29 protein-coding genes are annotated in these 26,169 nt (G+C 62.8%); 20 read left to right on the top strand and 9 right to left on the bottom strand.

The window, feature by feature from the left end:
• Positions 1 to 171: 171 nt before the first annotated feature.
• On the bottom strand, positions 172 to 426 hold the full coding sequence (locus D8Y22_RS03960) for a hypothetical protein (protein WP_141463424.1): 255 nt from the start codon (positions 424 to 426) through the stop codon (positions 172 to 174).
• Between the two features lie 140 nt (positions 427 to 566).
• Here D8Y22_RS03960 and D8Y22_RS03955 point away from each other — a divergent pair, with 140 nt between their 5' ends.
• The 6 genes from D8Y22_RS03955 (at position 567) to D8Y22_RS03930 (ending at position 3,599) form a co-directional block, all read left to right on the top strand.
• Entirely contained in the window at positions 567 to 917 is a 351-nt protein-coding gene (locus tag D8Y22_RS03955; RefSeq protein WP_141463423.1) for a hypothetical protein, read from the top strand.
• 67 nt (positions 918 to 984) lie between these two features.
• A complete protein-coding gene (locus D8Y22_RS03950) occupies positions 985 to 1,263 on the top strand; it encodes a ubiquitin-like small modifier protein 1 (RefSeq protein ID WP_141463422.1) in 279 nt (92 codons plus the stop codon).
• 162 nt (positions 1,264 to 1,425) lie between these two features.
• A complete protein-coding gene (locus D8Y22_RS03945; protein ID WP_141463421.1) occupies positions 1,426 to 2,226 on the top strand; it encodes an AzlC family ABC transporter permease in 801 nt (266 codons plus the stop codon).
• Entirely contained in the window at positions 2,219 to 2,581 is a 363-nt protein-coding gene (locus tag D8Y22_RS03940) for an AzlD family protein (RefSeq protein WP_394348186.1), read from the top strand. Before D8Y22_RS03945 ends, D8Y22_RS03940 begins: the two co-directional genes overlap by 8 nt.
• A gap of 115 nt (positions 2,582 to 2,696) precedes the next feature.
• Positions 2,697 to 2,957 carry a hypothetical protein gene (locus D8Y22_RS03935; protein ID WP_141463420.1) on the top strand — a complete coding sequence of 87 codons (261 nt, stop codon included), beginning with the start codon at positions 2,697 to 2,699 and terminating at the stop codon, positions 2,955 to 2,957.
• A gap of 189 nt (positions 2,958 to 3,146) precedes the next feature.
• Positions 3,147 to 3,599, top strand: coding sequence for a pyridoxamine 5'-phosphate oxidase family protein (locus D8Y22_RS03930; protein WP_141463419.1), 453 nt, complete (start codon positions 3,147 to 3,149; stop codon positions 3,597 to 3,599).
• Between the two features lie 3 nt (positions 3,600 to 3,602).
• Here the strand turns inward: D8Y22_RS03930 and D8Y22_RS03925 are convergent, their stop codons facing one another.
• Both D8Y22_RS03925 and D8Y22_RS03920 read right to left on the bottom strand, forming a co-directional pair.
• Complete coding sequence (locus D8Y22_RS03925; RefSeq protein ID WP_141463418.1) at positions 3,603 to 3,749, bottom strand: DUF7560 family zinc ribbon protein; 147 nt, start codon at positions 3,747 to 3,749, stop codon at positions 3,603 to 3,605.
• Positions 3,750 to 3,864: 115 nt separating this feature from the next.
• Positions 3,865 to 4,527, bottom strand: a complete 663-nt coding sequence (locus D8Y22_RS03920; protein ID WP_141463417.1) for a helix-turn-helix domain-containing protein — start codon at positions 4,525 to 4,527, stop codon at positions 3,865 to 3,867.
• Positions 4,528 to 4,657: 130 nt separating this feature from the next.
• Here D8Y22_RS03920 and D8Y22_RS03915 point away from each other — a divergent pair, with 130 nt between their 5' ends.
• Positions 4,658 to 5,044, top strand: coding sequence for a winged helix-turn-helix domain-containing protein (locus D8Y22_RS03915; RefSeq protein ID WP_141463416.1), 387 nt, complete (start codon positions 4,658 to 4,660; stop codon positions 5,042 to 5,044).
• Between the two features lie 343 nt (positions 5,045 to 5,387).
• On the opposite strand, the gene D8Y22_RS03910 is transcribed toward D8Y22_RS03915, so the two are convergent.
• The 4 genes from D8Y22_RS03910 to D8Y22_RS03895 all read right to left on the bottom strand — a co-directional run bounded on the left by D8Y22_RS03910 (position 5,388) and on the right by D8Y22_RS03895 (position 8,997).
• Complete coding sequence (locus tag D8Y22_RS03910; protein ID WP_246084349.1) at positions 5,388 to 6,044, bottom strand: metal-dependent hydrolase; 657 nt, start codon at positions 6,042 to 6,044, stop codon at positions 5,388 to 5,390.
• A gap of 3 nt (positions 6,045 to 6,047) precedes the next feature.
• Positions 6,048 to 6,614, bottom strand: coding sequence for a YIP1 family protein (locus tag D8Y22_RS03905; RefSeq protein WP_246084348.1), 567 nt, complete (start codon positions 6,612 to 6,614; stop codon positions 6,048 to 6,050).
• A 132-nt stretch (positions 6,615 to 6,746) separates the two neighbouring features.
• Entirely contained in the window at positions 6,747 to 8,675 is a 1,929-nt protein-coding gene (locus D8Y22_RS03900) for an aldehyde ferredoxin oxidoreductase family protein (RefSeq protein WP_141463415.1), read from the bottom strand.
• A gap of 133 nt (positions 8,676 to 8,808) precedes the next feature.
• Positions 8,809 to 8,997: a DUF1328 family protein gene (locus D8Y22_RS03895; protein WP_141463414.1), complete on the bottom strand. Its 189-nt coding sequence runs from the start codon at positions 8,995 to 8,997 to the stop codon at positions 8,809 to 8,811.
• A 212-nt stretch (positions 8,998 to 9,209) separates the two neighbouring features.
• Between D8Y22_RS03895 and D8Y22_RS03890 the strand changes: the two genes are divergently transcribed.
• The 5 genes from D8Y22_RS03890 to D8Y22_RS03870 all read left to right on the top strand — a co-directional run bounded on the left by D8Y22_RS03890 (position 9,210) and on the right by D8Y22_RS03870 (position 12,119).
• On the top strand, positions 9,210 to 9,404 hold the full coding sequence (locus D8Y22_RS03890) for an HVO_0649 family zinc finger protein (RefSeq protein WP_141463413.1): 195 nt from the start codon (positions 9,210 to 9,212) through the stop codon (positions 9,402 to 9,404).
• A 95-nt stretch (positions 9,405 to 9,499) separates the two neighbouring features.
• Entirely contained in the window at positions 9,500 to 10,024 is a 525-nt protein-coding gene (locus tag D8Y22_RS03885; protein WP_141463412.1) for a universal stress protein, read from the top strand.
• A 44-nt stretch (positions 10,025 to 10,068) separates the two neighbouring features.
• Positions 10,069 to 10,626, top strand: a complete 558-nt coding sequence (locus D8Y22_RS03880) for a multiprotein bridging factor aMBF1 (RefSeq protein ID WP_141463411.1) — start codon at positions 10,069 to 10,071, stop codon at positions 10,624 to 10,626.
• Positions 10,627 to 10,695: 69 nt separating this feature from the next.
• A complete protein-coding gene (gene tpiA, locus D8Y22_RS03875; protein ID WP_141463410.1) occupies positions 10,696 to 11,340 on the top strand; it encodes a triose-phosphate isomerase in 645 nt (214 codons plus the stop codon).
• A gap of 167 nt (positions 11,341 to 11,507) precedes the next feature.
• Complete coding sequence (locus D8Y22_RS03870) at positions 11,508 to 12,119, top strand: toll/interleukin-1 receptor domain-containing protein (RefSeq protein ID WP_141463409.1); 612 nt, start codon at positions 11,508 to 11,510, stop codon at positions 12,117 to 12,119.
• 1 nt (position 12,120) lies between these two features.
• On the opposite strand, the gene D8Y22_RS03865 is transcribed toward D8Y22_RS03870, so the two are convergent.
• Together D8Y22_RS03865 and D8Y22_RS03860 are read right to left on the bottom strand one after the other, a co-directional pair.
• Positions 12,121 to 13,263 (bottom strand): acyl-CoA dehydrogenase family protein, encoded by a 1,143-nt coding sequence (locus D8Y22_RS03865; protein WP_141463408.1) that lies wholly within the window; start codon positions 13,261 to 13,263, stop codon positions 12,121 to 12,123.
• Positions 13,264 to 13,328: 65 nt separating this feature from the next.
• Complete coding sequence (locus D8Y22_RS03860; RefSeq protein WP_141463407.1) at positions 13,329 to 14,588, bottom strand: DUF7544 domain-containing protein; 1,260 nt, start codon at positions 14,586 to 14,588, stop codon at positions 13,329 to 13,331.
• 134 nt (positions 14,589 to 14,722) lie between these two features.
• Between D8Y22_RS03860 and D8Y22_RS03855 the strand changes: the two genes are divergently transcribed.
• The 8 genes from D8Y22_RS03855 to D8Y22_RS03815 all read left to right on the top strand — a co-directional run bounded on the left by D8Y22_RS03855 (position 14,723) and on the right by D8Y22_RS03815 (position 26,160).
• Positions 14,723 to 15,532 carry an RIO1 family regulatory kinase/ATPase domain-containing protein gene (locus D8Y22_RS03855; protein ID WP_141463406.1) on the top strand — a complete coding sequence of 270 codons (810 nt, stop codon included), beginning with the start codon at positions 14,723 to 14,725 and terminating at the stop codon, positions 15,530 to 15,532.
• 401 nt (positions 15,533 to 15,933) lie between these two features.
• A complete protein-coding gene (locus D8Y22_RS03845) occupies positions 15,934 to 16,374 on the top strand; it encodes an SHOCT domain-containing protein (RefSeq protein ID WP_141463405.1) in 441 nt (146 codons plus the stop codon).
• Between the two features lie 155 nt (positions 16,375 to 16,529).
• A complete protein-coding gene (gene thyA, locus D8Y22_RS03840; RefSeq protein WP_141463404.1) occupies positions 16,530 to 17,546 on the top strand; it encodes a thymidylate synthase in 1,017 nt (338 codons plus the stop codon).
• Entirely contained in the window at positions 17,543 to 18,100 is a 558-nt protein-coding gene (locus D8Y22_RS03835) for a dihydrofolate reductase (protein WP_141463403.1), read from the top strand. Before thyA ends, D8Y22_RS03835 begins: the two co-directional genes overlap by 4 nt.
• 125 nt (positions 18,101 to 18,225) lie before the next feature.
• Complete coding sequence (acnA, locus tag D8Y22_RS03830) at positions 18,226 to 20,985, top strand: aconitate hydratase AcnA (RefSeq protein WP_141463402.1); 2,760 nt, start codon at positions 18,226 to 18,228, stop codon at positions 20,983 to 20,985.
• A 297-nt stretch (positions 20,986 to 21,282) separates the two neighbouring features.
• On the top strand, positions 21,283 to 22,278 hold the full coding sequence (locus D8Y22_RS03825; protein ID WP_141463401.1) for a methyl-accepting chemotaxis protein: 996 nt from the start codon (positions 21,283 to 21,285) through the stop codon (positions 22,276 to 22,278).
• Positions 22,279 to 22,390: 112 nt separating this feature from the next.
• The gene (locus tag D8Y22_RS03820; protein ID WP_141463400.1) at positions 22,391 to 24,529 is read left to right on the top strand and encodes a thioredoxin domain-containing protein; all 2,139 of its coding nucleotides are present in this window, start codon (positions 22,391 to 22,393) and stop codon (positions 24,527 to 24,529) included.
• 173 nt (positions 24,530 to 24,702) lie between these two features.
• The gene (locus D8Y22_RS03815; protein ID WP_141463399.1) at positions 24,703 to 26,160 is read left to right on the top strand and encodes an ATPase domain-containing protein; all 1,458 of its coding nucleotides are present in this window, start codon (positions 24,703 to 24,705) and stop codon (positions 26,158 to 26,160) included.
• Positions 26,161 to 26,169: the final 9 nt, after the last annotated feature.

Below are 26,169 nucleotides of genomic sequence, written 5' to 3'. Positions count from 1 at the left end.
CAACAACCAAAAGGTAGCCATACCGATCGAAACCGATGCCTACATGTATTCGAAAACGGTCGAGGTCCCGCGTCGTTTACAGGGAGTCTAGTGGCTTCCCAAGCCTGCACTGCTGGGTCGAACCAGTTGGCGGGTGTCGGTTCGACCCAGCAGTCGACGGTTGGGAGGGTACTAGGCGTCTCCGGCGTTCTCTTCGTCGTCCGTTCCCGTCTCGTCGGCACCACCGTTCTCCTCGTCCTCGATGTCCTGGCCGTTACCCGTTCCGTCTTCGGCGTCGGGCCCGTCGCCGTTGGGCTCTTCTTCACCCGCCGTCTCCCCGTCGTCTTCGGGTTCACCTGGGCCGCCACAGCCAGCGACGAACACTGCGGTCACCGTTCCAGCCGATGCGAGCAATCGTCGACGCGTCGAACGGTGATCACGTTTCATGACTGCGCTCGGCCCGCGAACCGAATAAGCAGTGAGCCGACATGCGCACGGTGGCTGAGCCCGCTCGAGACCAGATCGATCCGGTCGCACACTGTCAGACGATCCCAAGGGTTCAACTACCCGCAGTCGATACGGTTGGTATGGAATTTACCGTCTCACGCGCCGGAACCACGCTCGTTACCCTCCACGGAGGCGCAGATGCGACCGCCTGCGACGACGCAGGCGACGAACTCGCGGACACCCTCGCCTCACTCGAGGCCGATGGTCCAGTGCTCGATTGGTCGGTAGACGACACCGATATCTACGAACATCCGACGGCCCCCTTCGACCCCTACACGATCACCGTTACGTTCACCATAACGATCAGCGTCGAGGCCGAAGACGAGGCCACAGCGGCCGACATCGGTGCAAGCGTGATCGACGACACACTCGCAACTGCTGATGTCGAAACGGTATCCTACAGCTCCCCACCGACGGCATCTGCAGCCTGACCGGACCGAACACAACGCCGGTACCGACCGTCCGGAGATATATACTCGTATAGCACAACGATCGACTATGGAACTCGAGCTTCGATTCTTCGCGACGTTCCGCGAAGCCGTCGGCCAGAAGTCCCGATCACACGACGCACCCGCTGGCGCGACCGTCGGTGACGTGCTCGCCACGCTCGAGGGAGAGTACGAGGATCTCGAGGGACAACTGCTCGAGGACGGTGCGATTCGACCACAGCTGAGCGTGTTGAAAAACGGCCGCGACGTCGTCCACGCCGACGGCCCCGATACCGACCTCGAGGACGGCGACGTAGTCTCGGTCTTTCCACCGGTTGCCGGCGGTTGAGACGGCTTACTGTAACGACGTACCGGTGCAACCGCGAACCGATCTGCGGGTGACCGGCAGTGACGTACAGCGGTCCGTGTGAGCGGTGGGAATCGCCCGTGGGAGCGCCATTTCGAGAGCGATTTAGGCATCGGCCGTCCGAGGGACAGATAGAGCGACTCGATGGCGATAGATACCGACGCAAGTGACGGCCCTGAGAGTGTCCTGAGCGACGTCTCCGAACGCGGCGACGAAGGCCCGCAGGCGTCCGAGTCGGGAAGCGACGCGCCATCGGCGGAGTCAGTTACCTTCGAGTGGGACGGCGTTCGAGCCGGTTTTCTCACCTGTCTACCGGTCGCACTCGGCGTCGGTGGCTACGGGATCGCCTTCGGCGTACTGGCAAACCAGGTCGGGCTGTCCGTTGCGGAGGCGGCGTTGATGAGCGCAACCGTGTTAGCCGGCGCCTCGCAGATCGTCGCCGTCGAGCTTTGGGCGGACCCACTGCCCGTCGCGGCGATTCTCGTCACCGTCTTTGCGATCAACCTTCGGTACTCGCTGATGGGCGCCGCGTTACAGCCGTGGTTTCGCCATCTCCGCTCGAGTCGGGTCTACGGCAGCCTGTTCTTCATGGCCGACGAGAACTGGGCGCTGACGATGCGAGAGCTGACGTCCGGCAGCGGCCGCGGCGCGTTCCTGCTCGGCAGCGGTATCGCGATGTGGCTCTTCTGGGTGGGTTCGACGATCGTCGGCGCGCTCGCGGGGGAGACGGTCGGTGATCCAACCCAGTATGGCTTCGACTTTATCCTCGCAGCCGTCTTCGTCGCCCTCGCGGCGGAGCTCTGGGAGGGGCGCTCGTCGCTCGTCCCGTGGCTCGTCGCGCTGGCCGTCTCGGTCGTCGCCGCGACCCTCGTTCCCGGCCGTTGGTACATCCTGCTCGGTGGTTTAGCTGCAGCGTCCGTCGAGGTGATCCGGTACGATGGCTGAACCGAACCCACCGTCGACGGTCCTGACCGTCTTCGAACTGCCGGCCGACGCCTTCGCACTCGATTCGTTCGTGGTCGCCGTCATCCTCGCGATGGCCGCGATCACGGTCCTGACGAAAGTCGGTGGTATCTGGCTCGTACGCCACGTCGAGTTGAGCGATCGACTCGAGGCCGGCTTCTCGGTGTTACCGGGTGCGATCGTGATCGCCGTTCTCGGGCCGGAACTCGCCGCCGGCGGACCGGCCGAGTGGGGCGCCGCGGGACTGGTCCTCCTCGTGATGTGGCGTACCGAAAGCATCCTGCTGGCGCTGTGTGCCGGCGTCGGCGGTATCGTGGCGTTGCGCGCGGTGCTCTAATACGGATTCCTGTACCGATGTCCCGGCCCAGCCGCCGCCCGGATCGCGGCTGGGCCGGAACTGACGGACAGTAATCCGTATGAGCGTTTATCCGTTCGCCCGTCAAAGCGGTGCTATGGGACAGCGTCTCGAGCGGTCGTTTCGGGGCATCTCCGAGCGGCTCGCGTTTCGGTACCTGGAGAATCTGGGTGGCGAACGAATCGACGAGTCGACCGTTGGAGGCGACGACTGGGAGGCGACGGTCTCGTCGTCGACGGTCGAAATCGGTCCCAGTCTCACGCTGACCGAGGTAACGGTCGTCTTCGAAGGAGAGTCGGCGACGCTTGGAGCGCTCGTCGATCGATTCGCCCAGAAGGCGATGCGGGCCGGCGGGTAATCCCGTCCCGAGCGCCGAGCCCACGTGTGAACGTCGGGACGGACTGGCGTACCTGTGTTCCGGTGTCACCGCAGATCGGTTAGAACACGTCGGAGCTGCATGACAGCAGTCCGTAACATCGATCGGGCGCTGCGTGGAAGGATGGCAACTATAAAGGTAGTGTTTGTCCTTTTGGCATGCACTGAGACGATGTCTATCAAACAGGAGGTCGATATGACCGACGCGGAAATCGACGATTTCCTCGGTCGACAGGAGACGGGGGTGCTATCGCTTGCGCGGACGGACGATCCGTATGCGATCCCGATATCGTACGGCTACGACGAGGCGAATCAGCAATTCTACATACGACTGGTCTCGACACCGGAGAGCGAAAAACGGGCGTTTCTCGAGTCGACGCCCGCGGCTCGCCTGGTGGTCTACGAGGAAGATGGAGACGTTTACCGGAGCATCATCGCCACGGGGACTCTCGAAAGTATTCAGCCGGACGATCTGACACCCGACCAGATCGCCCAGTACGGGCAGGCAAAGCGGCCGCTGTTCGAAATCTGGGCACAGGGGAAAGACGAACTCGACATCGAACTCTACTGTCTGACGCCCGAGTCGCTCGACGGTCGTCGTACCAGCGTCGATCGCGAGGGCTGAGCGTCAGTTCGTCTGTTCGGCGACGAAGGCATCCGCTGTCACGTCGGAGCCACACACCGGACAGCCGTGGGCGAGTGTCGCCTCGCGCATCGATTCGTTGACTTCGATCTCTTGCCCGCAATCCGGGCACGTGAATGCGTATCTACTCATGTCGGAGAGTCCTCGCGTCGGGCGTACCTAACTACGAGATTAACTGCACGTCACGTATATATAGGGTTGTGGTTCGCTACCGCCGACCCACAGTTCCCGAAGCATTCTTGAATGGTCATCCACGCTCGAACTCGAGAATTGCATCGAGTAACTTCGTCTGTGCTGCTGCGAGGTGTTCGGCAAACGTCGCTCCGGTGATACCGAGTTCCGTGGCGACATCGCCAGCGTTTGCTCGTTTGGGATGTTCGAAGTACCCCATCCGGTGGGCCGTCTCGAGGACCTCGAGTTGGCGGTCGGTGAGCCGAGAGCGATCGACGAAGACGAGGTTCTGTTCGGAGTGGTCTTGTTGGGACTGCAACAGTCGTTTGACGTCGACGGTGTACCGGCTCGTCAGATCGCCGATGACCGCCTGTAACCTCTCCATATCGGGGACATGAAACGTGAGGAACAACGACGAGCCACGGGTTCGAACGTCGCTAACGGGGTTGTCGTGGCGCTCGATAATCTCGCACGGACAGCCACAGCCGAGATCGCGCTCGAACCGGTAGATCGAACTCGAGCCGTACGCGAAAATTGGGGTTGGATCGGCGTCCATTTCGAAGCTCGCGGGGAGATCGTCGGCCTCGAGCAGAAACTCCTCGGCGACGCGATCGGGCGTCTCGGGGTTGACACTCTTCGAGACCGAGTGGACCTCACCGTCGGCGGCTGCGCCGGCATTCGAAACGACGCAGTCGGGTGGGTCGTCGATAGCGACCTCCGCACGAATTCCCGAAGGCATCGTTTCCGGTTGGGGTCTCTGGCTACCTAAACGCTGTGTCCACGCCCACAGATAGTCGACCCCATATAAACAGCCCTGTATTTAGTGGGAGTCATTTGGAGGAGGGTCGGTTACTACGTATGAGTGAACGATGTCCGCTACGAACGCAGATTCGACGCGAGGATGGCCGACGGAAAACGACGAGCCCGACGTCCAGACCGTGCTTACAGCACTGGAAGACGACGCGTGCCGACACATCCTCGAGGCGACGACCGACGAGTCGCTGACTGCGACGGAACTGTCCGAGCAGTGTGAGATTCCGACGTCGACGGCCTACCGGAAGGTCGAAAAACTCGCCGAAGCCGAACTCGTCGAGGAGCAGGTTCGGATCAACACCTCCGGGAAGCATGCGACTGAATATCACAAATGTTTCGACGATGTGGTCGTGTCGGTCGCCGACGAAGGTCACATCGACATCGAACTGACGACGAGAGCCGAAACCGATGCCGACTCATCCTACGCCGTCGCGGACGACTAATACGGTCTATCGTATCGACGCACCGGCCCGGCCACAGAGCGCCCGCCATGCCACCACTGATACGGATTACTGTACCGATCTACCGGCCCAGCCGCGCCCGGGTTGCGGCTGGGCTGGAACTGACTTCCAGTAAACCGTATGACGGACGACAGTCCGGACGCGACGCTATATAACGACTGCAACGATGGACACACCGATCGTACATCCGTCGTGCGATCGAGTATGCATCGACGTACAGTGGCTACTATATTGCTGGACTCGAGGGCGTCGTAGCGGACGGCACGCTCGTCGATCGGCAGACGGACGGCTCGTATGACGCTGTTTTGCCACCTGTCGAACGCCCTCAATTTCGATCGAGTAGCCAGCCAGCACCCGACGCCAGCGGTTTCCGGAGGAGTGCGTAGCTAATCGAGACGAGGAGCATCCCGATGACCACGAACTGGACCGCCGTCTCGAAGACGAACAACAGCGGAACGGCCAGCACAGCTGCGAACGCGAGATCGCCGGGCGATCCATCGTAGGCGATCCATCGCCGCGGCTCGAGCCAGCGGCCGTGGTAGTGGCTGTAGACGGCCCGGTCACGGTTCCCTTCCCACGGTCGTAGTTCGTGGCTCCCGCCGATGACGTCGGTGAGACAGTGGACGGCAGCCGCCAGCAGACACACCGCGAGAAACACCGTCGTGGGCGTTGGCACCATGAACGCGAGGACTGTCGCCCCAATCGCGGGGAGCCAGTAGTAGACGGGAAAATGCAGCGTCTTGCGGTGGGCACCGACCACGTCGAAATCGGGCACCAGTCCGCCCAGAATCGCGCCGGCGGCGGCGACACCTGCATAATCGGGTGCGAGCATCGCCACGCCTCCTGCCAGCAGCAGGCCGACGAAGACGTGTGTCGTCGCCATCATCGTCGTCTCGAGGTGACGGCCGACGGCGATATAGCTTCGTCGGAGTCCTCTCGAGGCGAGTTGACGATCGTCGGTGACCGATGAGACGGTAACCAACGATTAGGTTTGTGCACCCATATCCAGGACGAAGGCGGCGAGGACGGCGGCTACTAGCGGCATAACGAGTGCGAGAACACCGAAGACCAGCACCATCGCAACCACCGCCGCGATCGCAGCGTTCCCCATCGAAATGTCGTGAAACGCCGAGAGGCCCTTGATCTGAAGGTAGAGCCCATAGCAGCCGAGAACGATATTGACGATCGGAAACCACCACAGACCGTATCGAACGAGCGACGGGAAGGCGTAGGCCTCGAGCGTCTGGGTCGCACCACTAGCGCCGAACAGCGATGCGATCGCGTGAGCGAGCAGTCCTTCGAGGACGATCCCGACCCACAGACCGAATCCGATACCGACGACGAAGGCGGCGGCAAACACCGCGCTCAGTGGCGACGTGCTGTTCAGGACGACGGCGACACCAAGCAGTGGGACGATCGAAACCGCGACCGTGACGAGCAAGAACTGTAACGGATAGCCGATTCCATGGCGTTCCCCATACTCACTGAAGAAGACGTCCGGCTTGCGAATCATGTAGCCAGCGACTCCTTTCCATTGTTTCGAGAGGCTCATACAACAGCCTCAAAGGAGGATTATAATACAGTTTCGGAGTAAAACAGTGACTGGGATGAGACGAGTATGCGCCCGGACAGACGAACACGACGGCCGGACAGACGAACACGACGCCCGGACAGAATCTATCGATCAGTCGTCGCCCGAGACGGCGCCAGCGCCGCTCGAGACGCCAGTACCGGGTCCGATTTCGATCTCGAGCGTCTCGAGTTTCTCGTCGGGGACGACGCCGTCGATCCAACCGCGGTGGTCGTAGTACTCGTCTTTCATCGCCTCGAGTTCGCAGACCTCGCCCTCGCTTGCGCCCTGTCCGGGGATGCCGTCCTCACCGTCGAGGAAACGTGCGGGCAGTGAGTCGTCCTCGCCGTCGAAGCCGGCGAGGTTGTTGTAGTAGCGTTCGAGGTTGTAGATCCGTTCGCCGGCCTTGAGCAACTTCTCTTCGCTCACCTCGAGACCAGTCATCCCGTTGTACTGGAGGACGTACTCCTCGATGCCTTCGGCGAAGGCGTTGAACTTGCAGATGTCGAACGAGTCGCTGATGGCGTGGAGATCCTGAAACTCGGCTGTGAGTTGGCCTTTTCCGTCATACTCGTAGGGATCGACCTTCTCGGGGATGCCGAGAATTTCGGCGGCCGGGGTGTAGCCCCGCAGGTGACAGGCGCCGCGATTCGACGTGGCGTAGCCGATGCCCATCCCCTTCATGCAGCGGGGATCGTAGGCCGCGATCGTCTGGCCTTTGACCGCGAGTGAGTTGTCCGCAGCGTCGCGCGCTTCGGCGACGCGGCGCGGGCCCTCGGCCAGCAGGTCGGCGAGCTCGCTCTCGCGGTGGGCGATCGCCTCGATCATGTCGATCATGGTCTCGGAGTCCCCCCACTCTAACTCACCGACGCCCTCGAGTTTGCCCTCCTCGGTCATCTCCATGGCCATCGCCATCATGTTGCCGGTGTCGATGGTGTCGACGCCCATATCGTTACAGCGCTCGAGCATGAGCGCGACGGCGTCGCGGTCGGTGTGGCCCGAGTTCGGGCCGAGCGCGTAGGCGGATTCGTACTCGTAGGACTCGGTGCGGACGTTCATCTCCTCGCCCTTGTGCATCGCCGTCACCTCGACTTCCTTCTTGCAGGCGACGGGACAGGAGTGACAGGTGGGTTCGTCGACGAGGATGTTCTCGCGGACGTTCTCGCCCGACACTTGTTCGGCGTCCAGATCGGCGCCCTCAGCGTCGCGCATGGCTTCGGTCGAGGTATAGCGGCCGTTCTTCGTCGGCAACCCATCCATCTCCTCACCGATGTTCATCAGGACGTTCGTCCCGTACATCGAGAGCCCGCCCTCGTTTGGCGCGGTGACGTCGGACTCGGTGATCGCCTGCACCGCCTGTTGGTGGCCTTCCTGAAAGGTCTCGGGATCGGCCGGCTGGGGCATCTTCGTCGTCGACTTGACGACGACCGCCTTGAGGTTCTTCGAGCCCATGACACAGCCCGTTCCGCCCCGGCCCGAGGCCCGGTCGTCCTCGTTCATGATGCAGGCGTACTTGACCTCGTTCTCGCCGCCCGGACCGATCCCCATGATCGAGAGGTTCTTGCCGTAGGCCCCCTCGATTTCCTCCTCGATCGTATCGCGCGTATCGTGGAAGCCGCTGCCCCAGAGGTGGGAGGCATCCCGGAGTTCGACCTCGCCGTCTTCGACGTAAGCATAGACAGGGTCGTCGGCCTCGCCCTCGAACAGCAGTCCGTCGAAGCCGGCCCACTTGAGTCGCGCGCCGGACCAGCCGCCGTGGTGGCTGTCCGTAACGGTGCCCGTAAGTGGGGATTTCGTACAGACGGCGATCCGGCCACTCATCGTCGTCTGGGTGCCCGACAGCGGGCCGTTCATGAACGCGAGCAGGTTCTCGGGCCCGAGTGGATCGACCTCGGGCCCCTGCTCGAAGACGTACTTGACCCCGAGACCCCGCGCGCCGATATACTTTCGTGCATCCTCGTCGTCGATCGACTCGTACTCGACCGCGCCCTCGGAGAGATCGATACGAGCCACGCGGTCCTGAAAACCACCAATCGTTGTCATGGTAACTCCTCCCACTAGTATAAGACACGATCCGTGTTAGTTGTTGGCAACTACCGAAAACCGAATGTGGTTACGGGTAGTGCCGAGCGAATGAACGGTCCCCGTCCGTTCCCCCCAATAGCGGTCGAGCCCGCTACAGGAGCAACGCCACTATTGCGAGCACGATGAAGATCAACACGAAGATCCGTGCGATCTCCATGGAGATACCGGCGACCCCGCGGGCGCCGACGGCTGCTGCCAGGATCGCCAGGACGAAAAAGACGATCGCCCAGGTCAGGAACTCACCGCCGCCGAACTGCAGTGGCTGTACGAACTCGAGCATATCCCGAGCTACCACGATCCGACACATAAACCTCGGCCACCGTTATCCGCCGTTTCTCGGCCTATGTCCCGTCTACCGACCATTTTCGATGACTGTCTGGATCGCACATATCCTATTGAATACATCTGCTCACCATTCTCATATGGTATCCAATCATTGGTGTCTGCTAACAAACCACGAATGTTATTATCCCACATGGTTTATCCATATGTATGTCCGTCTACCGATCTCCGTTCGAACGCCTTCGCCAGAAGTTCGACGACGCTGACCTCGAGTGTCGGTCGTGTGGCTACCTCGATCTCGAGGGTGGCTGGCGCGTGACGACCTCGGGGAGTCGCGTCCAGTATCAGTTCGCATGCCCATCCTGTGGTGCCGTCGAAACGCGAGAGGTACGGTTAGCACCCTGAAGCCCGTAGATCTCGCAGTCGTCGATAGTCGTTGCCGAGCGATGACACCGAATTCGGTCGACGGGTTTACTATTGTTCCATGCTAACATGTAACTATGTACGAGAGTGTACTCGTTCCGACCGACGGTAACCGACGAATGCCACGTGTAATCGAGGACGCCGTCTCGCTCGCTGCACTCTGTAATGGGACGGTTCACGCCCTCCACGCAGTCGACGACGCTGCGTACGCCTCGATCCCCGAGGAGGCTCGTGACGTCGTCCGTGAGCGCCTTCGCGAGGACGGGGAAGATGCAACGCGTCAGGTCGCCAAACACGCCATTGACAGCGGTGTCGACGTCGTCCGTGAGGTCAGAACAGGACCGCCGGCTCACGTCATCGTCAGTTACGCCGTCGAAAACGATGTCGACCTGATCGTGATGGGGACGAACGGCCGAACCGGATACGAACGATACCTACTCGGCAGCGTCGCCGAACGGGTCGTCCGCTCGGCACCGATGGCCGTGATGACGATCGATCTCGACGGCGACACCGACGCCGTCGGCGTCATTGAGGAAGGGCTCCCGGCGGCGATCGATGCCGATCGAACGGGGGACCGAACCGACGACGAGCAGATAGAGTAAGAAACGCCGCATGGTTTATCACGTGCCACGCTATAGGTGTCTGCATGGTTCAGTGTGAGATGTGTGGCGCCGAGACGTCGTCCCCGAAGACCATCAAAGTCGAAGGTGCGAAACTCGACGTGTGTTCGGACTGTACCGACTTCGGCACCGCAGTCACACAGTCTTCGAGCTCGAGTTCGTCCACGAAGTACTCGACTGGCTCGAGCGGCGGGTCGTCTTCTTCCAGCAGTAGCAGCGGGCAGTCGTCGAGTTCGAGCAGCGCCTCGACGAGTAGCTCGGGCGGCTCGAGCCAGCCGCGCTCGGACATGTTCGACGACATGGACGAACTCGCGACGGATTACGACGAGCGCGTCCGATCGGCCCGCGAGGAGAAGAGCCTCAGCCAGTCCGACCTCGCGAACGAACTCAACGAGAAGGCGAGTCTCATTCGCAAGATCGAACGCGGCGATACCCTCCCCAGCGACCGCGTCCAGTCGAAACTCGAGCGGTTCCTCGAGGTCGACCTGAACGCCGAAGGGGCCACAGGCGAGGACTCGGAGTGGTCGGGTGGCGACTCCTCGGGCAGTTACACGCTCGGTGACGTGGTCAAACGCAAGGATTGAACTGATCTCGATCTCGGACGCCGATGGCGACACGCAAGCTATTTCTTGTCCGCGACGGGCGTTGGTGCTATGTTCGTCCTCGTCAACCTGAAGACGTATCCGTGTGATCCGGTCGCCATCGCGGAGGCCGTTTCCGATGTCAACGAACGGACCGACGCGCGTCTGGCCGTTGCACCGCAAGCCGCTCACCTCGAACGCGTCGCCGAGACGGGTGCCGAGACGTGGGGCCAACACGTCGATCCGATCGAGCACGGGAGCAACACCGGCCACACGCTCGCGGAATCGGTCGCCGACGCGGGTGCAGTCGGCACGCTCATCAATCACTCCGAGCGCCGCGAGAAACTCGCCGACATCGACGGCGCGATTCGAGCGGCCGACCGAGCCGACCTCGAGACGGTCGTCTGTGCCAACAACCCGGCCCAGATCGGCGCGGCTGCGGCGCTCGAGCCCGACGCCGTCGCCGTCGAGCCGCCCGAATTGATCGGGACCGGAACGCCGGTCAGTCAGGCCGACCCCGACATCGTCGAGGATGCCGTCGCGGCAGCCGAAACCGTCGCCGACGACGTGTCCGTCCTCTGTGGCGCCGGTATCAGTACCGGCGACGACGTCGTCGCGGCTGGCGAGCTGGGTACCGAGGGCGTCTTGCTCGCAAGCGGCGTCGCGAAAGCCGACGATCCGACGGCCGCGCTCGAGGATCTCGTCGCTCCCCTCTGAGACGGATTACTGTAACGATTCCCGCGATCGCTGCCCCGTCCTGGCAACCGATGGGAAAGACGACAGTAATCGGATGAGACCGCGCTTGCCGAGCGATCGTCACAAATCAACGATCTCGAGTAGTTACATTCATACCACCGCCGTGCGTATCATTCCCGAGGGGTGGAATGTCAGGAGAACGTATCTACGTATCGCACGCCACTGCCGATCTGACGCTCGTTCAGAAGCTCTTCTCGACGGTCAAGAACTTCCCGTTCGACGTCCACATCGCGCTCGAAGAGGTCGAGTCACGGCAGTCCCGAAAGCGACTCGAGGGGCGATTGGCAAACAGCGACGTCGCCGTTCCGGTGTTGACCGAGCGGTCGATGGACTCGCCGTGGATCAACCAGGAAATCGGCTACGCGCAGGCAAAGGGAATTCCCGTGGTTCCAGTGTACGACGATGCGAGCCATCGGACGGGGTTCATCACCGATGTCGAGGGCGTCTCCGTCGATCGAACGGATCCGGCCGTAACGATCTTCAACATCCTCAGTCGCCTGCGAAGTATTTTGGCGCCGCTCGGTGCGTTGTCCGTGCCGAACTGGTACGTCCAGTTTCCCTGTACCGTCCCGGACTGTTCACATCCCGTGCAACTCGAGATCGAACGCAGCCAGACCAAACTCTGGAAACTCCATCGACACAGCACCTTGCTCGAGACGGCCTGTGAGAACTGCGGGTCGACGTACTACTTCGAGCCGGCGACGATCGGGTTCGTCCGACGCGAGGGGCCGACACACTGAATTACAGACCGAGCTCTCGACCGATCACGAGGTGTTGAATTTCACTGGTTCCCTCGCCGATTTCCATGAGCTTTGCGTCCCGGTAGAACCGCTGTGGCGCGAAATCGGTCGTGTAACCGTAGCCGCCAAGCACCTGGACGGCGTCTTCGGCGACCTCGCGCGCCGCCTCGCTCGCGTCGAGTTTCGCCAGGGCGGATTCGCGGGTGACGGGCTCGCCGGCATCGTACGTGCGAGCCGCCCTGTAGGTGAGCAGCCGTGCGCGTTCGGTCTTGCGGTGCATATCGACGATCGTGTCCCGGATAGCGTCGAATTTCGAGATCGGCTGGTCGAACTGCTCGCGCTCCGTGCTGTAGGCCTTCGCGTGGTCGTAGGCCCCCTGGGCCAGCCCCGTCGAAAGGGCGGCGATCGAGATCCGACCGCCGTCTAAGGTCTTTTTCGTCTGGTCCCAGCCCTCGCCTTCCTCGCCCAGCAGTCGGTCTTCCGGGAGGCGAACGTCCTCGAGGTGGATCTCACAGGTCGGCGAGGCGTTGAGACCCATCTTGTCCCAGATGGTCGTCACCTCGAAGCCGTCGTCCTCGCGGGGGTCGACGATGAACGTCGAGATGCCGTCGTAACCCGCGTCGGGGTCGGTAACGGCCTTGACGATGATCGAGCCGGCTTCCGAAGCGTTGGTAATGAACTGTTTGGTGCCGTCTACGACCCACTCATCGCCATCACGGACGGCAGTTGTATCCATATCAGAAGCGTCCGAACCGCTCTCGGGTTCGGTCAATGCCCAGCCGCCGACGTACTCGCCCTCGGCGAGCGGTCGCAGCCAGCGTTCTTTCTGGGCCTCGGTGCCGAACAGTTCGATCGGTTTCGAGGCCAGGGAGGTGTGGGCGACGTAGGAGAGCCCGATCGCCCCCGAAACCCGGCCGAGTTCCTCGGCGACCAGCGCGTACATCAGCGTATCCCCCCCAAGACCGCCGTACTCTTCGGCGATCGGGACACCCATCATATCCAGATCGGCCAGTTCGTCGAACACCTCGGCGGGGAACCGATGGTCGTCCTCGATCTCCTGGGCGATCGGTTCGATCTCCGTCTCGCAGAAATCCCGGACGGTCTCCCGAATCATCCGGTGTTCGTCGGGAAGGTCGAACTCCATACGCAATACTGTCCGGGCGATCGAATAAACGCACCGGCGAGAGCTGCGCGACGAAACTCGGCCCGTTACCAGCCGCGGCCGTCGTCCGACTCCTCGCGGTCGTCGTCGCCGTCTCGGTCGTCGACGTTCCGGTCGTCGCTCGAGTCGTCCCGACTCGATTCTCCCCAGTTGTCTCTGTCGTCCCACGGATCGGTATCGTCGTCGTCCCAGACTGGCGTGTCGTCCGTGTCGTTGCGGTCAGCCGCGGTGTCGTCGCCGCTCCACTGGCCGTCCGGATGGTCGCCGCGATCGTCGGGTCCGCCTTCGTCGGCTGCAGGACCACCGTCGCGGACGAGTTCGCGCTGGTCGGGAATGAGGTCGAGTTCGTCGTTCGTATCGCCGAGCAACAACAGCGCGTAGTACTGGAAGTAGGTGCGAATCGGCATCTCGACGAGTGCAACGACCAGCAGTATCGCGAGGACGGCAACCGCTGCGACGAGGATCGCGAGCCAGATGCCGATCTCGCCGAGTGTCGCCACGAGTATCGCGCCGACGATCACGAACGGAATCGCGACGAGGATCACGCCGAACAGCATGATGATCCCGGCGGCGATATTGATCACGAATTGCAGGATCCAGACGAGTAGGAGATAGACGACGTACTCCGACCAGTTGGCCGTCAGCGTCGGCCAGAGTCGTTTCCACCCACTGAGGACGCCACGACCCTCGAGCAGCATAATCGGGGCGACGAACTCGGAGGTAAACCGCATCACGGTCGCTTGCACGAGAGCGACGCCGACGCCGACGAGCATGAGCAACAGGATGCTGCCGGCCATCGCCTCGAAGCTCGAGGCGGTAAGGAAAACATACACCAGCGGGACGGCGACGATCGCTGCGGCCAGCACGAAGACGAGCAGCCGGAAGACGAACAGACGAATCCCGCGGCCGATATTCGCCGTGAAGTAGCGTCTCACGTGGACCTCGTTCGATCGTAACGATTCGATGAAGACGAACTCCATGATCCCGCCGATGAGCCGGAACACGAACCAAAGGACGAGCAGCGAGACACCGATGATTATCGCGGCGAGGATGAGGTTCTGGATGAGTTCGTCAGGAATCTCGCCGAGCTCCTCTTCGAGGGCCTGCTGATCCTCGGGGGCTGGCTGATCTTCGATGGTCGGATCCTGTGCGATCATCGAGGGATCGCCCTGAAAGCCCCCGCCGAGCGTCATACTTCCGAGAAAGAAGACGACAATCGCGAGTTTGAGCCACAGCCACGGCTCCACTGGAACCAACAGGTTCCGCGTCACGTCGATCGCGTCACTGAGGTCGTCGACAGCGTCCATAGTATGCAACAGTAGTGATGCGACAGTGATAATAATACTGTTCTGTTCTCTGACTCGGAAACCCGACTCGAGGATACGTCGTGGCCGCGACATTTCGAGACGCATTTAACCCCGACCCCCGTCTCCCCCTGTGTATGGATATCCGCCAGCTCGCTCGCGGCAGCGTCGAGTGGGAGCGCATCGAGCGCGTCGTGCGGACGCTGGCGGATCGCTACGACCGTGAGACGGTTCGGGTCGAATTCCTCGAGGCGGATAACTGGCTCTCGACGCCGTGTGTCATCGACGACGAATTTTTCGTCAAGATCGTCTCCAGACAGAACTCGTTGGTCCACGCGCTGTTGACGACCGGGCGCAACGTCGGTGCGGTCTCTGCGGGCACCGGCGGCTTTTTCGATCGATTCGATACGCCCCTCGAGATGGTCGAACACGAGTACGAGGCGACCCAGCGGATGCGGGGGATCGGTCTCAACGCGCCGCGACCGATCGAGGCTTTCGAGGTCAACGGCCTCGGCGTGCTCGTCCTCGAGTATCTGCCCGAATTTCAGTCCCTCGAGGCTGCATCCGACGAGGTCGTCGCCAAGCAGGCCACGGCGCTGTTCGAGATGCTCGCGACCTTGCACGATCACGGCCTCGCCCACGGCGATCTGCGCGCCGAAAACATCCTGCTGTGTGACGACGACCTCTACTTCATCGACGCGACCAGCGTCCACGAGGATCGGGTCGACGAGACGACGGCCTACGATCTGGCGTGTGCACTCGCCGTCCTCGAGCCTCGGATCGGCCCGCGGGCAGCCGTCGACGCCGCCACGGCGGTCTACGAGCCGGAAACGTTGCTCTCGGCGCGACGATTTCTCGATTTCGTCAGGATGCGTCCCGACCACGAGTTCGACTCGACGCGGCTGCGCAGCGAACTCGAGAAGGCGGCGGATCTCGCACAGAAGTGAGCGGGAATCGCTGCTACTCGTCTACGGAGATAAACGACGACGAGCCGCAGTCACAGCCCTGTGGTCTCCCGATCGGTACGACCGTTCCGTCCGAGCGCTTCGCTGCCGCACAGACCCAGCCGCAGGAAACGCAGGCGGCTGCAAGTTTCGGTTTCGACTCCTCGGATGTCACGTTCGTTTCGAGGTGTCGGAACAGATATACCGTGCGCGTCACGGTCTCGAGACAGTCAAATCGGCTGTGACATCTCGAACGGAGGGCACGCCCCTGGGACTTTCGGCAGCGACGGACTCGTGGTATCGGACCGACTGCAGGACCCCGAGGCCGTCTCGACGAACCGACTGCGAGGCCCCGATATCGTGTCGGCGAAACAACTACCAGCCCCGACGGTGAGGGTGACGATATGGACGACGGCGTCGCAGCCGCCCTGTTTGCCCTGCTACTCGGCGCACCGATGATCCTCTTCGCCGGACTGTTCGCCGGCCTCACGAGTGCGCTGGCCACCCTTGCGCTCGTGGGGTCGATCGCGGTCACCTTCCTCGCTGCGAACTGGATCGCGACGAGACAGGAGACATCGGGATCGGCCGGCGCTCCCTCGAGCGAGACACCGCGGCACTCGAGTAGGACGTCCCCTCGTTCGAGCGAGTCGTCCCGTTACGCGGACACCGAGCACCACTGTGGTGGCGCCGACAGCTCGCTCGAGACGCTTCGAGAGCGCTACGCTCGCGGCGAGCTGACCGACGCGGAGTTCGAGCGGAAGGCGGCTAGACTGCTGGAAACTGAGACGCCAGCAGACGGACGCCGGAACGCCACCGACCGGGACCGCGAGTACGACCCGAACTGATAGGGATTATCGTAGCCTACCGACGGTCTCGAAACCGGGCGTTCGACGCTGTGTCTCGGTTCTCCAGCGGGAAACTATGAACGTTTACGAGAATCCCTATGACACGCCGAGACCGACCGCACCTGATTTGTAGCCCCGCTCCAAACGAGGTGCCAATGCGACAGTACCTCGAGCTGGTCGACGCCGCGCTCTCGGAGGGCACGTACAAGCCCAATCGGACCGGCGTCGACACGATTTCCGCGTTCAGCGAGCACTACGAGGTCGACCTGCAGGCGGGGTATCCGCTGTTGACGACCAAGGAGATGGACGGCTATCGCTGGAACTCGATGCTCCACGAGGTGTGCTGGTATCTCTCCGGCGAGGAGCACATCCGAAACCTCCGCGAGGAAACGAAGATCTGGGACGCCTGGGCCGACGACGACGGGCGACTGGACACCGCCTACGGCCGCTTCTGGCGTCGATATCCGGTTCCAGCGCACGAGGCCCACCTCGAGGGCGAGTCCTGGCCCGACGACTCCCATCGGTGGGTGACCGAGGAAGCAGACGGCCGCCGAACCTTCGATCAACTCCAGTACGTGATCGACACGCTCTCCGAGTCCCCAAACTCCCGTCGACTGGTCGTCAACGCCTGGCATCCGGCCAACGCCGCGGTCTCGACGCTGCCGCCCTGTCACTACTCGTTCGTCTTCAACGTCCAGGGTGACCGGCTGAACTGCCATCTGACCCAGCGTTCGGGTGACATCGCACTCGGCGTGCCATTCAACATCGCGGCCTACGCGCTCCTGACGAAAGTCATTGCTCAGCAGACCGGATTCGAACCCGGCACCTTCGCTCACACCGTCGTCGACGCCCACGTCTACTGCGGCCGCGGCGCTCGGGGTGCGTGGTACGCCGACAACCTCGAGGCCCTGCAGTCTCGCCTGCGAGCCGTCGAGAACCGCGCGGACTATCTCGACATCCGCGAGTGGCTCGAGACCGACGCGCCGCCCGAGGCCGAGGGCGACGAACGGCTCGATCACGTCCCCGGCCTGCTCGAGCAACTCTCCCGGGAGCCACTCGAGCGCTCGACGCTCGAGGTCGCCGACACGTCGATCGACGACTTGAGCGACGACGACATCACGCTTCGTGACTACGAATCCCACGACGGGATCGAGTTCGCGGTCGCAGAATGACCGGCTACGACACGGCCGAGGCGTCTACGAGGGCCGATCCGTGCCTCGAGGCCGACCGCGAATTGGTCGGTATCGTCGCCGTCGCGGACAACGGTGTCATCGGCGCGGACGGCGAGATGCCCTGGCACATCCCCGCGGACCTCGAACACTTCAAGGAGGCGACGATGGGCCATCCGGTCGTCATGGGTCGGGTGACCTACGAGGGAATCCTCGAGACGCTCGGCGAGCCGTTGCCCGGACGGACGACGGTCGTGTTGACGAGTCGGGACCTCGAGACGCCCGATGGAGCCGTCGTCGCGAACGATCTCGAGGCTGCACTCGAGGTGGCCGAACGGGCCGCCCGGCAGCGCCACGACGACGTAGGCCGGATCTTCGTCGCGGGCGGGAGAACCGTCTACGAACAGTTCTTGCCGGCGCTGGATCGGCTGCTCGTCACCGAAGTTCACGAGGAACCAGAGGGTGACACGCGGTTTCCCGAGTGGGATCGATCGGCCTTCGAGGAGGTCGCGCGCAAGCCACGCGACGGCTTCGCCTTCGTCGAGTACGTCCGTTGAGGTGCCGAGACCCCGTCATCGATCGTGGTATTTGCTTATCCCGACCCCGACAAATGCGGGGCATATATACACTCTACTCCTCGATCTCGGCAGTTTCAAATGGAAGGATCGCCAAGGGCGGTCCAATGTCAACCGACGCGTTCTCGGATGCCATCCGGGAGTTCGAACACGACGGCGAGACGTACACGATGGCCGACCTGACGGTCCTCGAGGAGCAGGGTCTCTGTGACCTCGAGACACTGCCGGTAAGCATCCGGATCCTGCTCGAGTCGGTGCTTCGAAACGCCGACGGCGAACAGATCGATGCCGATTCGATTCGCGCCGCGGCATCCTGGGAACCCAACGTGCCGGACGCAGAAGTCCCCTTTACGGTCTCGCGGGTCGTCCTGCAGGACCTCACGGGCGTTCCGGCGGTCGTCGACCTCGCGGCGCTTCGCTCCGCTGCAGACCGCAAAGGCGTCGATCCGACGGTCGTCGAACCCGAAGTCCCCTGTGACCTCGTGATCGACCACAGCGTCCAGGTCGACCACTTCGGCTCCGACGACGCCTACGAGAAGAACGTCGAGATCGAGTACGAGCGCAACGAGGAGCGATATCGCGCGATCAAGTGGGCACAGCAGGCCTTCGAGGACTTCGAGGTCGTGCCCCCGGGAACGGGAATCGTCCACCAGGTCAACTTGGAACACCTCGGGCGCGTCGTCCACGAGCGCGAGATCGACGGCGACCAGTGGCTCGTCCCCGACACGCTCGTCGGCACCGACAGCCACACCCCGATGATCGGCGGTATCGGCGTCGTCGGCTGGGGTGTCGGCGGCATCGAGGCCGAAGCAGCGTTGCTCGGCCAGCCGATCAACATGTCCCTGCCGGAAGTCGTCGGCGTCCGTCTCTCAGGGGAGCTCCCCGAGGGTGCGACTGCGACCGACCTCGTGTTGCACATCACCGAGAAACTGCGCGAGGTCGGCGTCGTCGACAAGTTCGTCGAGTTCTACGGGCCCGGCGTCTCCCAGCTGTCGGTCGCGGACCGGGCGACCATCTCGAACATGGCCCCCGAACAGGGCTCGACGATCAGCATGTTCCCCGTCGACGAGAAGACCCTCGAGTACCTCGAGCTGACGGGTCGCGATCCCGACCACATCGACCTCGTTCGCGCGTACCTCGAGGAACAGGGCCTGTTCGGCGAGCAAGACCCCGAATTCACCGAGACCGTCGAGTTTGACCTCGGCGAGGTCGAACCGAGCCTCGCCGGCCACAAGAAACCCCACGCCCGCATCCCGATGGGCGATCTCGACGAGCACTTCCCGAGTCTGCTCGAGGAACAGGGGGTCCTCGGTCCGGGCGGCGAACCCGCAATCGGTGACGGCGGCGGCGTCGCAGCCGACTCGGGCGAGGCCGGTCCCGGCCTCGCACTCGACGAGAAAGTCCCCATCGAACTCGAGGACGGCCGCGAGGTCGAAATCGGCCACGGGGACGTCCTCGTCAGCGCGATCACGTCCTGTACGAACACCTCGAACCCGTCCGTGATGGTCGGTGCCGGCTTGCTCGCCCGTAACGCCGCCGAAGCCGGACTCGAGGTGCCCGACTACGTCAAGACGAGCCTCGCACCCGGCAGCCGCGTCGTCACGGAGTATCTCGAGCGATCGGGCCTGCTCGAGGACCTCGAAGAACTGGGCTACCACGTCGTCGGCTACGGCTGTACGACCTGTATCGGCAACTCGGGGCCGCTTCCAGAGCCGATCGAGAAGGCGATCGACGAACACGACCTCTGGACGACGAGCGTCCTCTCGGGCAACCGCAACTTCGAGGCGCGCATCCACCCGAAGATCCAGGCGAACTACCTCGCGTCCCCGCCCCTCGTAGTGGCGTACGGCCTCGCGGGCCGAATGGACATCGACCTCGAGAACGAACCGATCGGCACGAACGAGGACGGCGAGGCGGTCTACCTCGAGGACGTCTGGCCGGACACCGAGGAGATCCGCGAGACGATTCACGAGAGCGTCTCCCCCGAGATGTTCGCAGAGAAGTACGCAAGCGTCTACGACGGCGACGAGCGCTGGGAATCCCTCGACGCGCCCGCGGGCGACGTCTACGATTGGGACGACGAGTCCACCTACATCCGCGAGCCGCCGTTCTTCCAGGAGTTCCCGCTCGAGGCTCCTGGCGTGGATAACGTCGACGACGCTCGCGCGCTGCTGACCCTCGGCGACACGGTCACGACCGACCACATCAGCCCTGCGGGCCTGTTCGGCGAGGACCTGCCCGCCGGCCAGTGGCTCACCGAGCGTGACGTCCCGCCACACGAGTTCAACACCTACGGCTCCCGGCGCGGGAACCACGAGGTCATGATGCGGGGTACCTTCGCGAACGTCCGCATCGAGAACGAGCTACTCGACGGGAAGGAAGGCGGCTACACGGTCCACCACCCAACTGGTGATGAAACCTCTGTGTTCGAGGCCTCCGAGCGCTACCGCGAGGCGGACACGCCGCTGATCGTCATGGCGGGCGAGGAACTCGGCACCGGCTCGAGTCGCGACTGGGCCGCGAAGGGGACCGATCTGCTCGGCATCCGCGCGACCATCGGCAAGAGCTACGAGCGCATCTACCGCGACAACCTCATCGGCATGGGCGTCCTGCCCCTGCAGTTCGCCGATGGCGAGGGCTGGGAAGAACTCGGCCTCGAGGGCGACGAGTACTTCCAGATCGAGGGACTCGAGGACGGCTTAGAACCCAACGCGGCGCTGACCGTCACAGCCGAAGACGACGCGGGCAATACGACCACGTTCGACGTGACCGCCCAGGTCGACACGCCGATGGCGGTCGAATACGTCGAGAACGGCGGCGTCCTCCATCTCGTCTTGCGTCGGTTACTCACCGACGAACTCGAGTAGGCGACAACGCAGGCCCGGCTGCAGTATCGAGTGGCTTCGATCGCGGTCGACGAGCCAACCACCAATTAATACGAAAGATGGTAGTAACATCTCGTTGTATTCGCCGGTATTAGGACACTAACACGGCACTTGTTGTCGCGCCGGTCGCGGACACCCCAACGTAATTGGGAATCACGTTTTATATACTATCCTCGATAACTAGGGGCTGAATGGAACAACGACGACGTGTCGACGGCCCACTTTCTGTCGTACAGAACCGAATAGTTCCGGGCGGGACAGTTGGGGAGGTGATCTGCAGTGTCCTTCGATAGGGACCCTGACCGCGAAGACCAACCCAATCAGGTGTCCGCGGATGTCGACACTGATATCGAGACTGCCGATGTCGACGCCCTCGAGACGACGGACGACTACGACCGAGACGAGATCACGGACATTCAGGACTCACTCGCCGAGTTGGGTGACAGCACGGTCGAGATTAGCGATCGGATCGACGAGATCCACGACGAGGCAAACGACCAGTACGACGCGATCATGGAGGTCGCCGACGAAACCTCGAGTCTCTCGGCGTCGGTCGAGGAGATCGCCTCCTCCTCCGAGGAAGTCGCAGCGGCAGGTGAGACGGCACGGGAACTCGCCGAGTCCGGCCAGGAGTCCGCGACCGAGGTCGGCACCGCTATGGAAGAAATTCAGGAGACGGCGACGGAAGTCACCGACGATGTCACCGCGATTCAACAGAGTGTCGCGGAGATCGACGAGATCGTCGAGGTAATCAACGACATCGCCGATCAGACGAACCTGCTCGCGCTCAACGCCTCGATCGAAGCGGCCCACGCGGACGCCGACGGCAACGGCTTCGCCGTCGTCGCGAACGAGGTGAAGTCCCTCGCGGAGGACTCTCAGGAGCGTGCCGCCGAAATCGAGGGAATGATTCGCGACGTCGAGGAGAAAACCGAGGCGGCCGTCGAGAGTCTCGACGAAAACAACGAACGAATCGACCGCGGGATCGAATCGGTCGACCGCGCCGTCGAAATCTTAGCAGAGATCCACGAGACCGTCGAGGAAGTCTCCGACGGCATCGACGAAGTCGCGACGGCGACCGACCAGCAGGCCTCGAGCACCGAGGAGGTTGCGAGTATGGTCGACCAGACCGTCGAAAGCGCCGAGAGCATCGCCGAGGATACCGGCGTAATCGCGGACGAACTCGAGTCACAGACGAACCAGATCGAGTCGATCGATCGGACGCTCGATCATCTCGCCGATGACTTCGCACCGTCGGCCGGACCGGCGCGATAGACCGTCGAAACGAGTACTCCGACTCCCCACCACGCTCGTTGGTTCTCTCACGCTGACCGGCCACCTTAGCAATATACCTCGGACTTTTATTATCCCTGGCCGTAACCGGCACATGGATCAGCCTACCGAACGCAACCGGCTCGACGAGGAGCAAAGTCCCTACCTTCGCCAGCACGCGGACAACCCCGTCAACTGGCAGCCCTGGGACGAACAGGCCCTCGAGACGGCCCGCGAGCACGATCGCCCGATCTTCCTGTCGATCGGCTACTCGGCGTGTCACTGGTGTCACGTTATGGAGGAAGAGAGCTTCGCCGACGAGGCGGTCGCCGAGGTGCTGAACGAACAGTTCGTCCCGATCAAGGTCGACCGCGAGGAGCGCCCGGATGTCGACAGCATCTATATGACGGTCTGTCAGCTCGTCACCGGCCGCGGTGGCTGGCCCCTGTCGGCCTGGCTCACGCCCGAGGGAAAGCCGTTCTACGTCGGCACCTACTTCCCTCGAGAATCAAAGCGCGGACAACCCGGCTTTCTCGATGTCCTCGAACAGATTTCGAACTCGTGGGAACAGGACCGCGACGAAGTCGAGAACCGCGCCGAACAGTGGACGACCGCGGCCCGGGATCGACTCGAGGAGACGCCCGAAACGCCCGACGATCGGACGGCTCCCTCGAGCGACTTGCTCGAGCGGGCGGCCGATGCTGCGGTGCGCAGCGCCGACCGTCAGTACGGCGGATTCGGCGCCGATGGACCGAAGTTTCCCCAGCCGTCGCGATTGCGCGTGCTCGCTCGAGCGGCCGATCGAACCGGCGAGGAGGCCTACCGCGACGTGCTCGCGGAGTCACTCGACGCGATGGTTTCGGGCGGGCTCTACGACCACGTGGGGGGTGGATTTCACCGCTATTGTGTCGACCGCGACTGGACGGTTCCCCACTTCGAGAAGATGTTGTACGACAACGCCGAGATTCCGCGCGCGTTGCTCGTGGGCTACCAGCAGACGGGTGAGGAACGCTACGCCGCGGTCGTCGAGGACACCCTGGCGTTCGTCGACCGCGAACTCACCCACGAGGATGGCGGCTTCTTCGCTACGCTCGACGCCCAGAGCGAGAACCCCGAAACGGGCGAGCGGGAGGAAGGGGCCTTCTTCGTCTGGACGCCCGAGGAAATTCACGACGCGCTCGCCGACGACACCGACGCCGAACTGTTCTGTGCCCGCTACGATATCACCGACTCGGGCAACTTCGAAGGCCGGAACCAGCCGAACCGAGTCACCGACTGCGAGACACTCGCCGAACAGTTCGACCTCGCGGAAGACGCCGTCCGCGAGCGCCTCGAGTCGGCCCGTGAGCGGCTGTTCGAGGTTCGCAAGCAGCGCCCGCGACCCAACCGCGACGAGAAGGTGCTTGCGGGCTGGAACGGGTTGATGATCTCGACGTGTGCGGAAGCAGCCATCGTCCTCGGAGACGACGAATACGCCGCGATGGCCACCGAGGGACTCGAATTCGTCCGCGACCGGCTTTGGGATAGCGACGAGCAGCGCCTCTCGCGACGGTACAAGGACGGGGACGTTGCCGTCGACGGCTATCTCGAGGACTACGCCTTCCTCGCTCGCGGCGCGCTTGGTTGTTACGAGGCGACTGGCGACGTCGAGCACCTCGAATTTGCGCTCGAACTCGGCCGCGTCGTCGAGGCGGAGTTCTGGGACGCCGACCGGGAAACGCTGTATTTCACGCCCGAAAGCGGCGAATCGCTCGTCACGCGACCACAGGAACTCGGCGATCAGTCGACGCCGTCGGCCGCCGGCGTCGCCGTCGAGACGCTGCTTTCGCTCGCGGAATTTTCCGACGACGGATTCGACGAAATCGCGACCGGCGTCCTCGAGACCCACGCAAACCGCCTCGAGGCAAACGCCCTCGAGCACGCGACGCTCTCGCTCGCCGCGGATCGGCTGGCGGCGGGCCCCCTCGAGATCACGGTCGCCGCCGAATCGACGCCGGTCGAGTGGTACGATCGGCTCGGTTCGCGGTATCTTCCCGGTCGGCTCTTCGCGCGGCGGCCGCCGACCGAAGATGGACTCGACGCCTGGCTCGACCGCCTCGAGCTGTCGGACGCGCCGCCGATCTGGGCCGGCCGCGATGCTCGCGACGGCGAGCCGACCCTCTACGTCTGCGAGAACCGAACGTGTTCGCCATCGACCCACGACGTTGGGGATGCCCTCGAGTGGCTCGAACGCGATACAGCTGCACCAATATGACAACAATATGAATGCCTCACGGTGGGAGTCGGGGACGCTCGCTTCGGGAAACGGCTCGTAACGGACCGCTATCGAGCGACTCGGGCAACTGGCATCGACAATACGTATTCGCTTTCGGATAGGTGTCGAATCCGTAAATTTATCTTCGACCGACCCCTTCTATGGCTCACTCTATGGGAAACGCGTTACGAACGGTCGAGACCGGTATTTCTGGTCTCGATGGGCTACTCAATGGCGGGTTAGTGACCGGCCGACTGTATCTCGTGGTGGGACGACCTGGCACTGGGAAGACGTTGCTCGGAATGGAGTTCCTGCGGACGGGACTCAGCAGGGACGAAACCGTCCTCTTTATTCACGGTGAAGAAACGGAGAGCGAAATTCTCGCCAACGCCTCGAGTTTCGGTATCGACCTCGAGGACGCTACCTTCCTCGATCTGGGGCCCGACTCGGATTTTTTCGACGGCGATCAGACGTACGATCTGGTCGACGCTCGCGACATCGAATCCGAGCAGTTTATCGAAGAGATCCGGGCGGCGATCGAGGAGATCAACCCCGATCGGATACTGCTCGATCCGATCTCGCAACTGCAGTACATCGAACCCTCGGAGTACCAGTTTCGCAAACGGCTCATCTCGTTTATGCGGTTTCTGAAAGGGCGAGGAACGACTGTCATCGCGACCAAGACCGACGAGAAGTCACGCGCCGACGACGAGGTCCGGTCGCTAAGCGACGGGATCGTCGAACTCGAGCGCGGGAGCGGCGGTCGTCGAATCACCGTCGCCAAACACCGCGGGATCGGCCAACGCGACGGCTCGCACGGCCTCGAGATTCGATCGAGCGGCTTCGAGGTCTATCCGAGTCTCGTTCCCGAACACTCGGACCACGAGTTCGACCCCGGGCAGACGCCGTCGGGTATCGATGCGCTCGATTCCCTGCTCGGTGGCGGTCTCGAGCGGGGGACGGCGACGTTTATCAGCGGGCCGACCGGCGTTGGGAAGACGACGACCGGCACGCAGTTTCTCTCGGCTGCAGCCGAACGCGGGGCAAACCCCGTCGCGTACCTCTTCGAGGAGTCGCCCAAGACCTACATCCACCGGTCGAACGAGCTCGGCATTCCGATCTCACGGCAGCAAACAGAGGGCAAGCTCGCGATCGAAGCGATCGAACCGCTCGCGATGTCGGCCGAGGAGTTCGCACAGCGAGTGATGAGCAGAATCGAAACCGAAGGGACCGAGCTCGTGATGATCGACGGCGTCGACGGCTACAAGCTCTCGATTCAGGGCGAGGAACCCGTACTCGGCCGTAAACTCCACGCGCTGATCCGGTCGCTCAAAAACAGGGACATCGCCGTTCTCCTGCTCGACGAAACCGATCAGGTAACTGGTATGCCGAGTGCCTCGAGTGCGAACATCAGCTACATCGCCGACAACATCCTGTATCTGAATTACGTCGAAACCGGCGGCGAGCTGCGGAAAGGGATCGGTGTATTGAAAAAGCGCGCCGGGAATTTCGAACGGACGATTCGCGACTTCGAGATTACACCGGATGGCATTCAGGTCGGCGAACCGCTGACGGCCGTCCAGGGTATCCTCGAAGGAACACCCCATAGAACTGACAACGTCAGCCGATAAGACGAAGTA

Source organism: Salinadaptatus halalkaliphilus, from assembly GCF_006543045.1.
Taxonomy (GTDB): Archaea; Halobacteriota; Halobacteria; order Halobacteriales; family Natrialbaceae; genus Salinadaptatus; species Salinadaptatus halalkaliphilus.
Note: the sequence above shows the minus strand (reverse complement) of the source record. Positions and strands in the feature narration are given on the sequence as shown.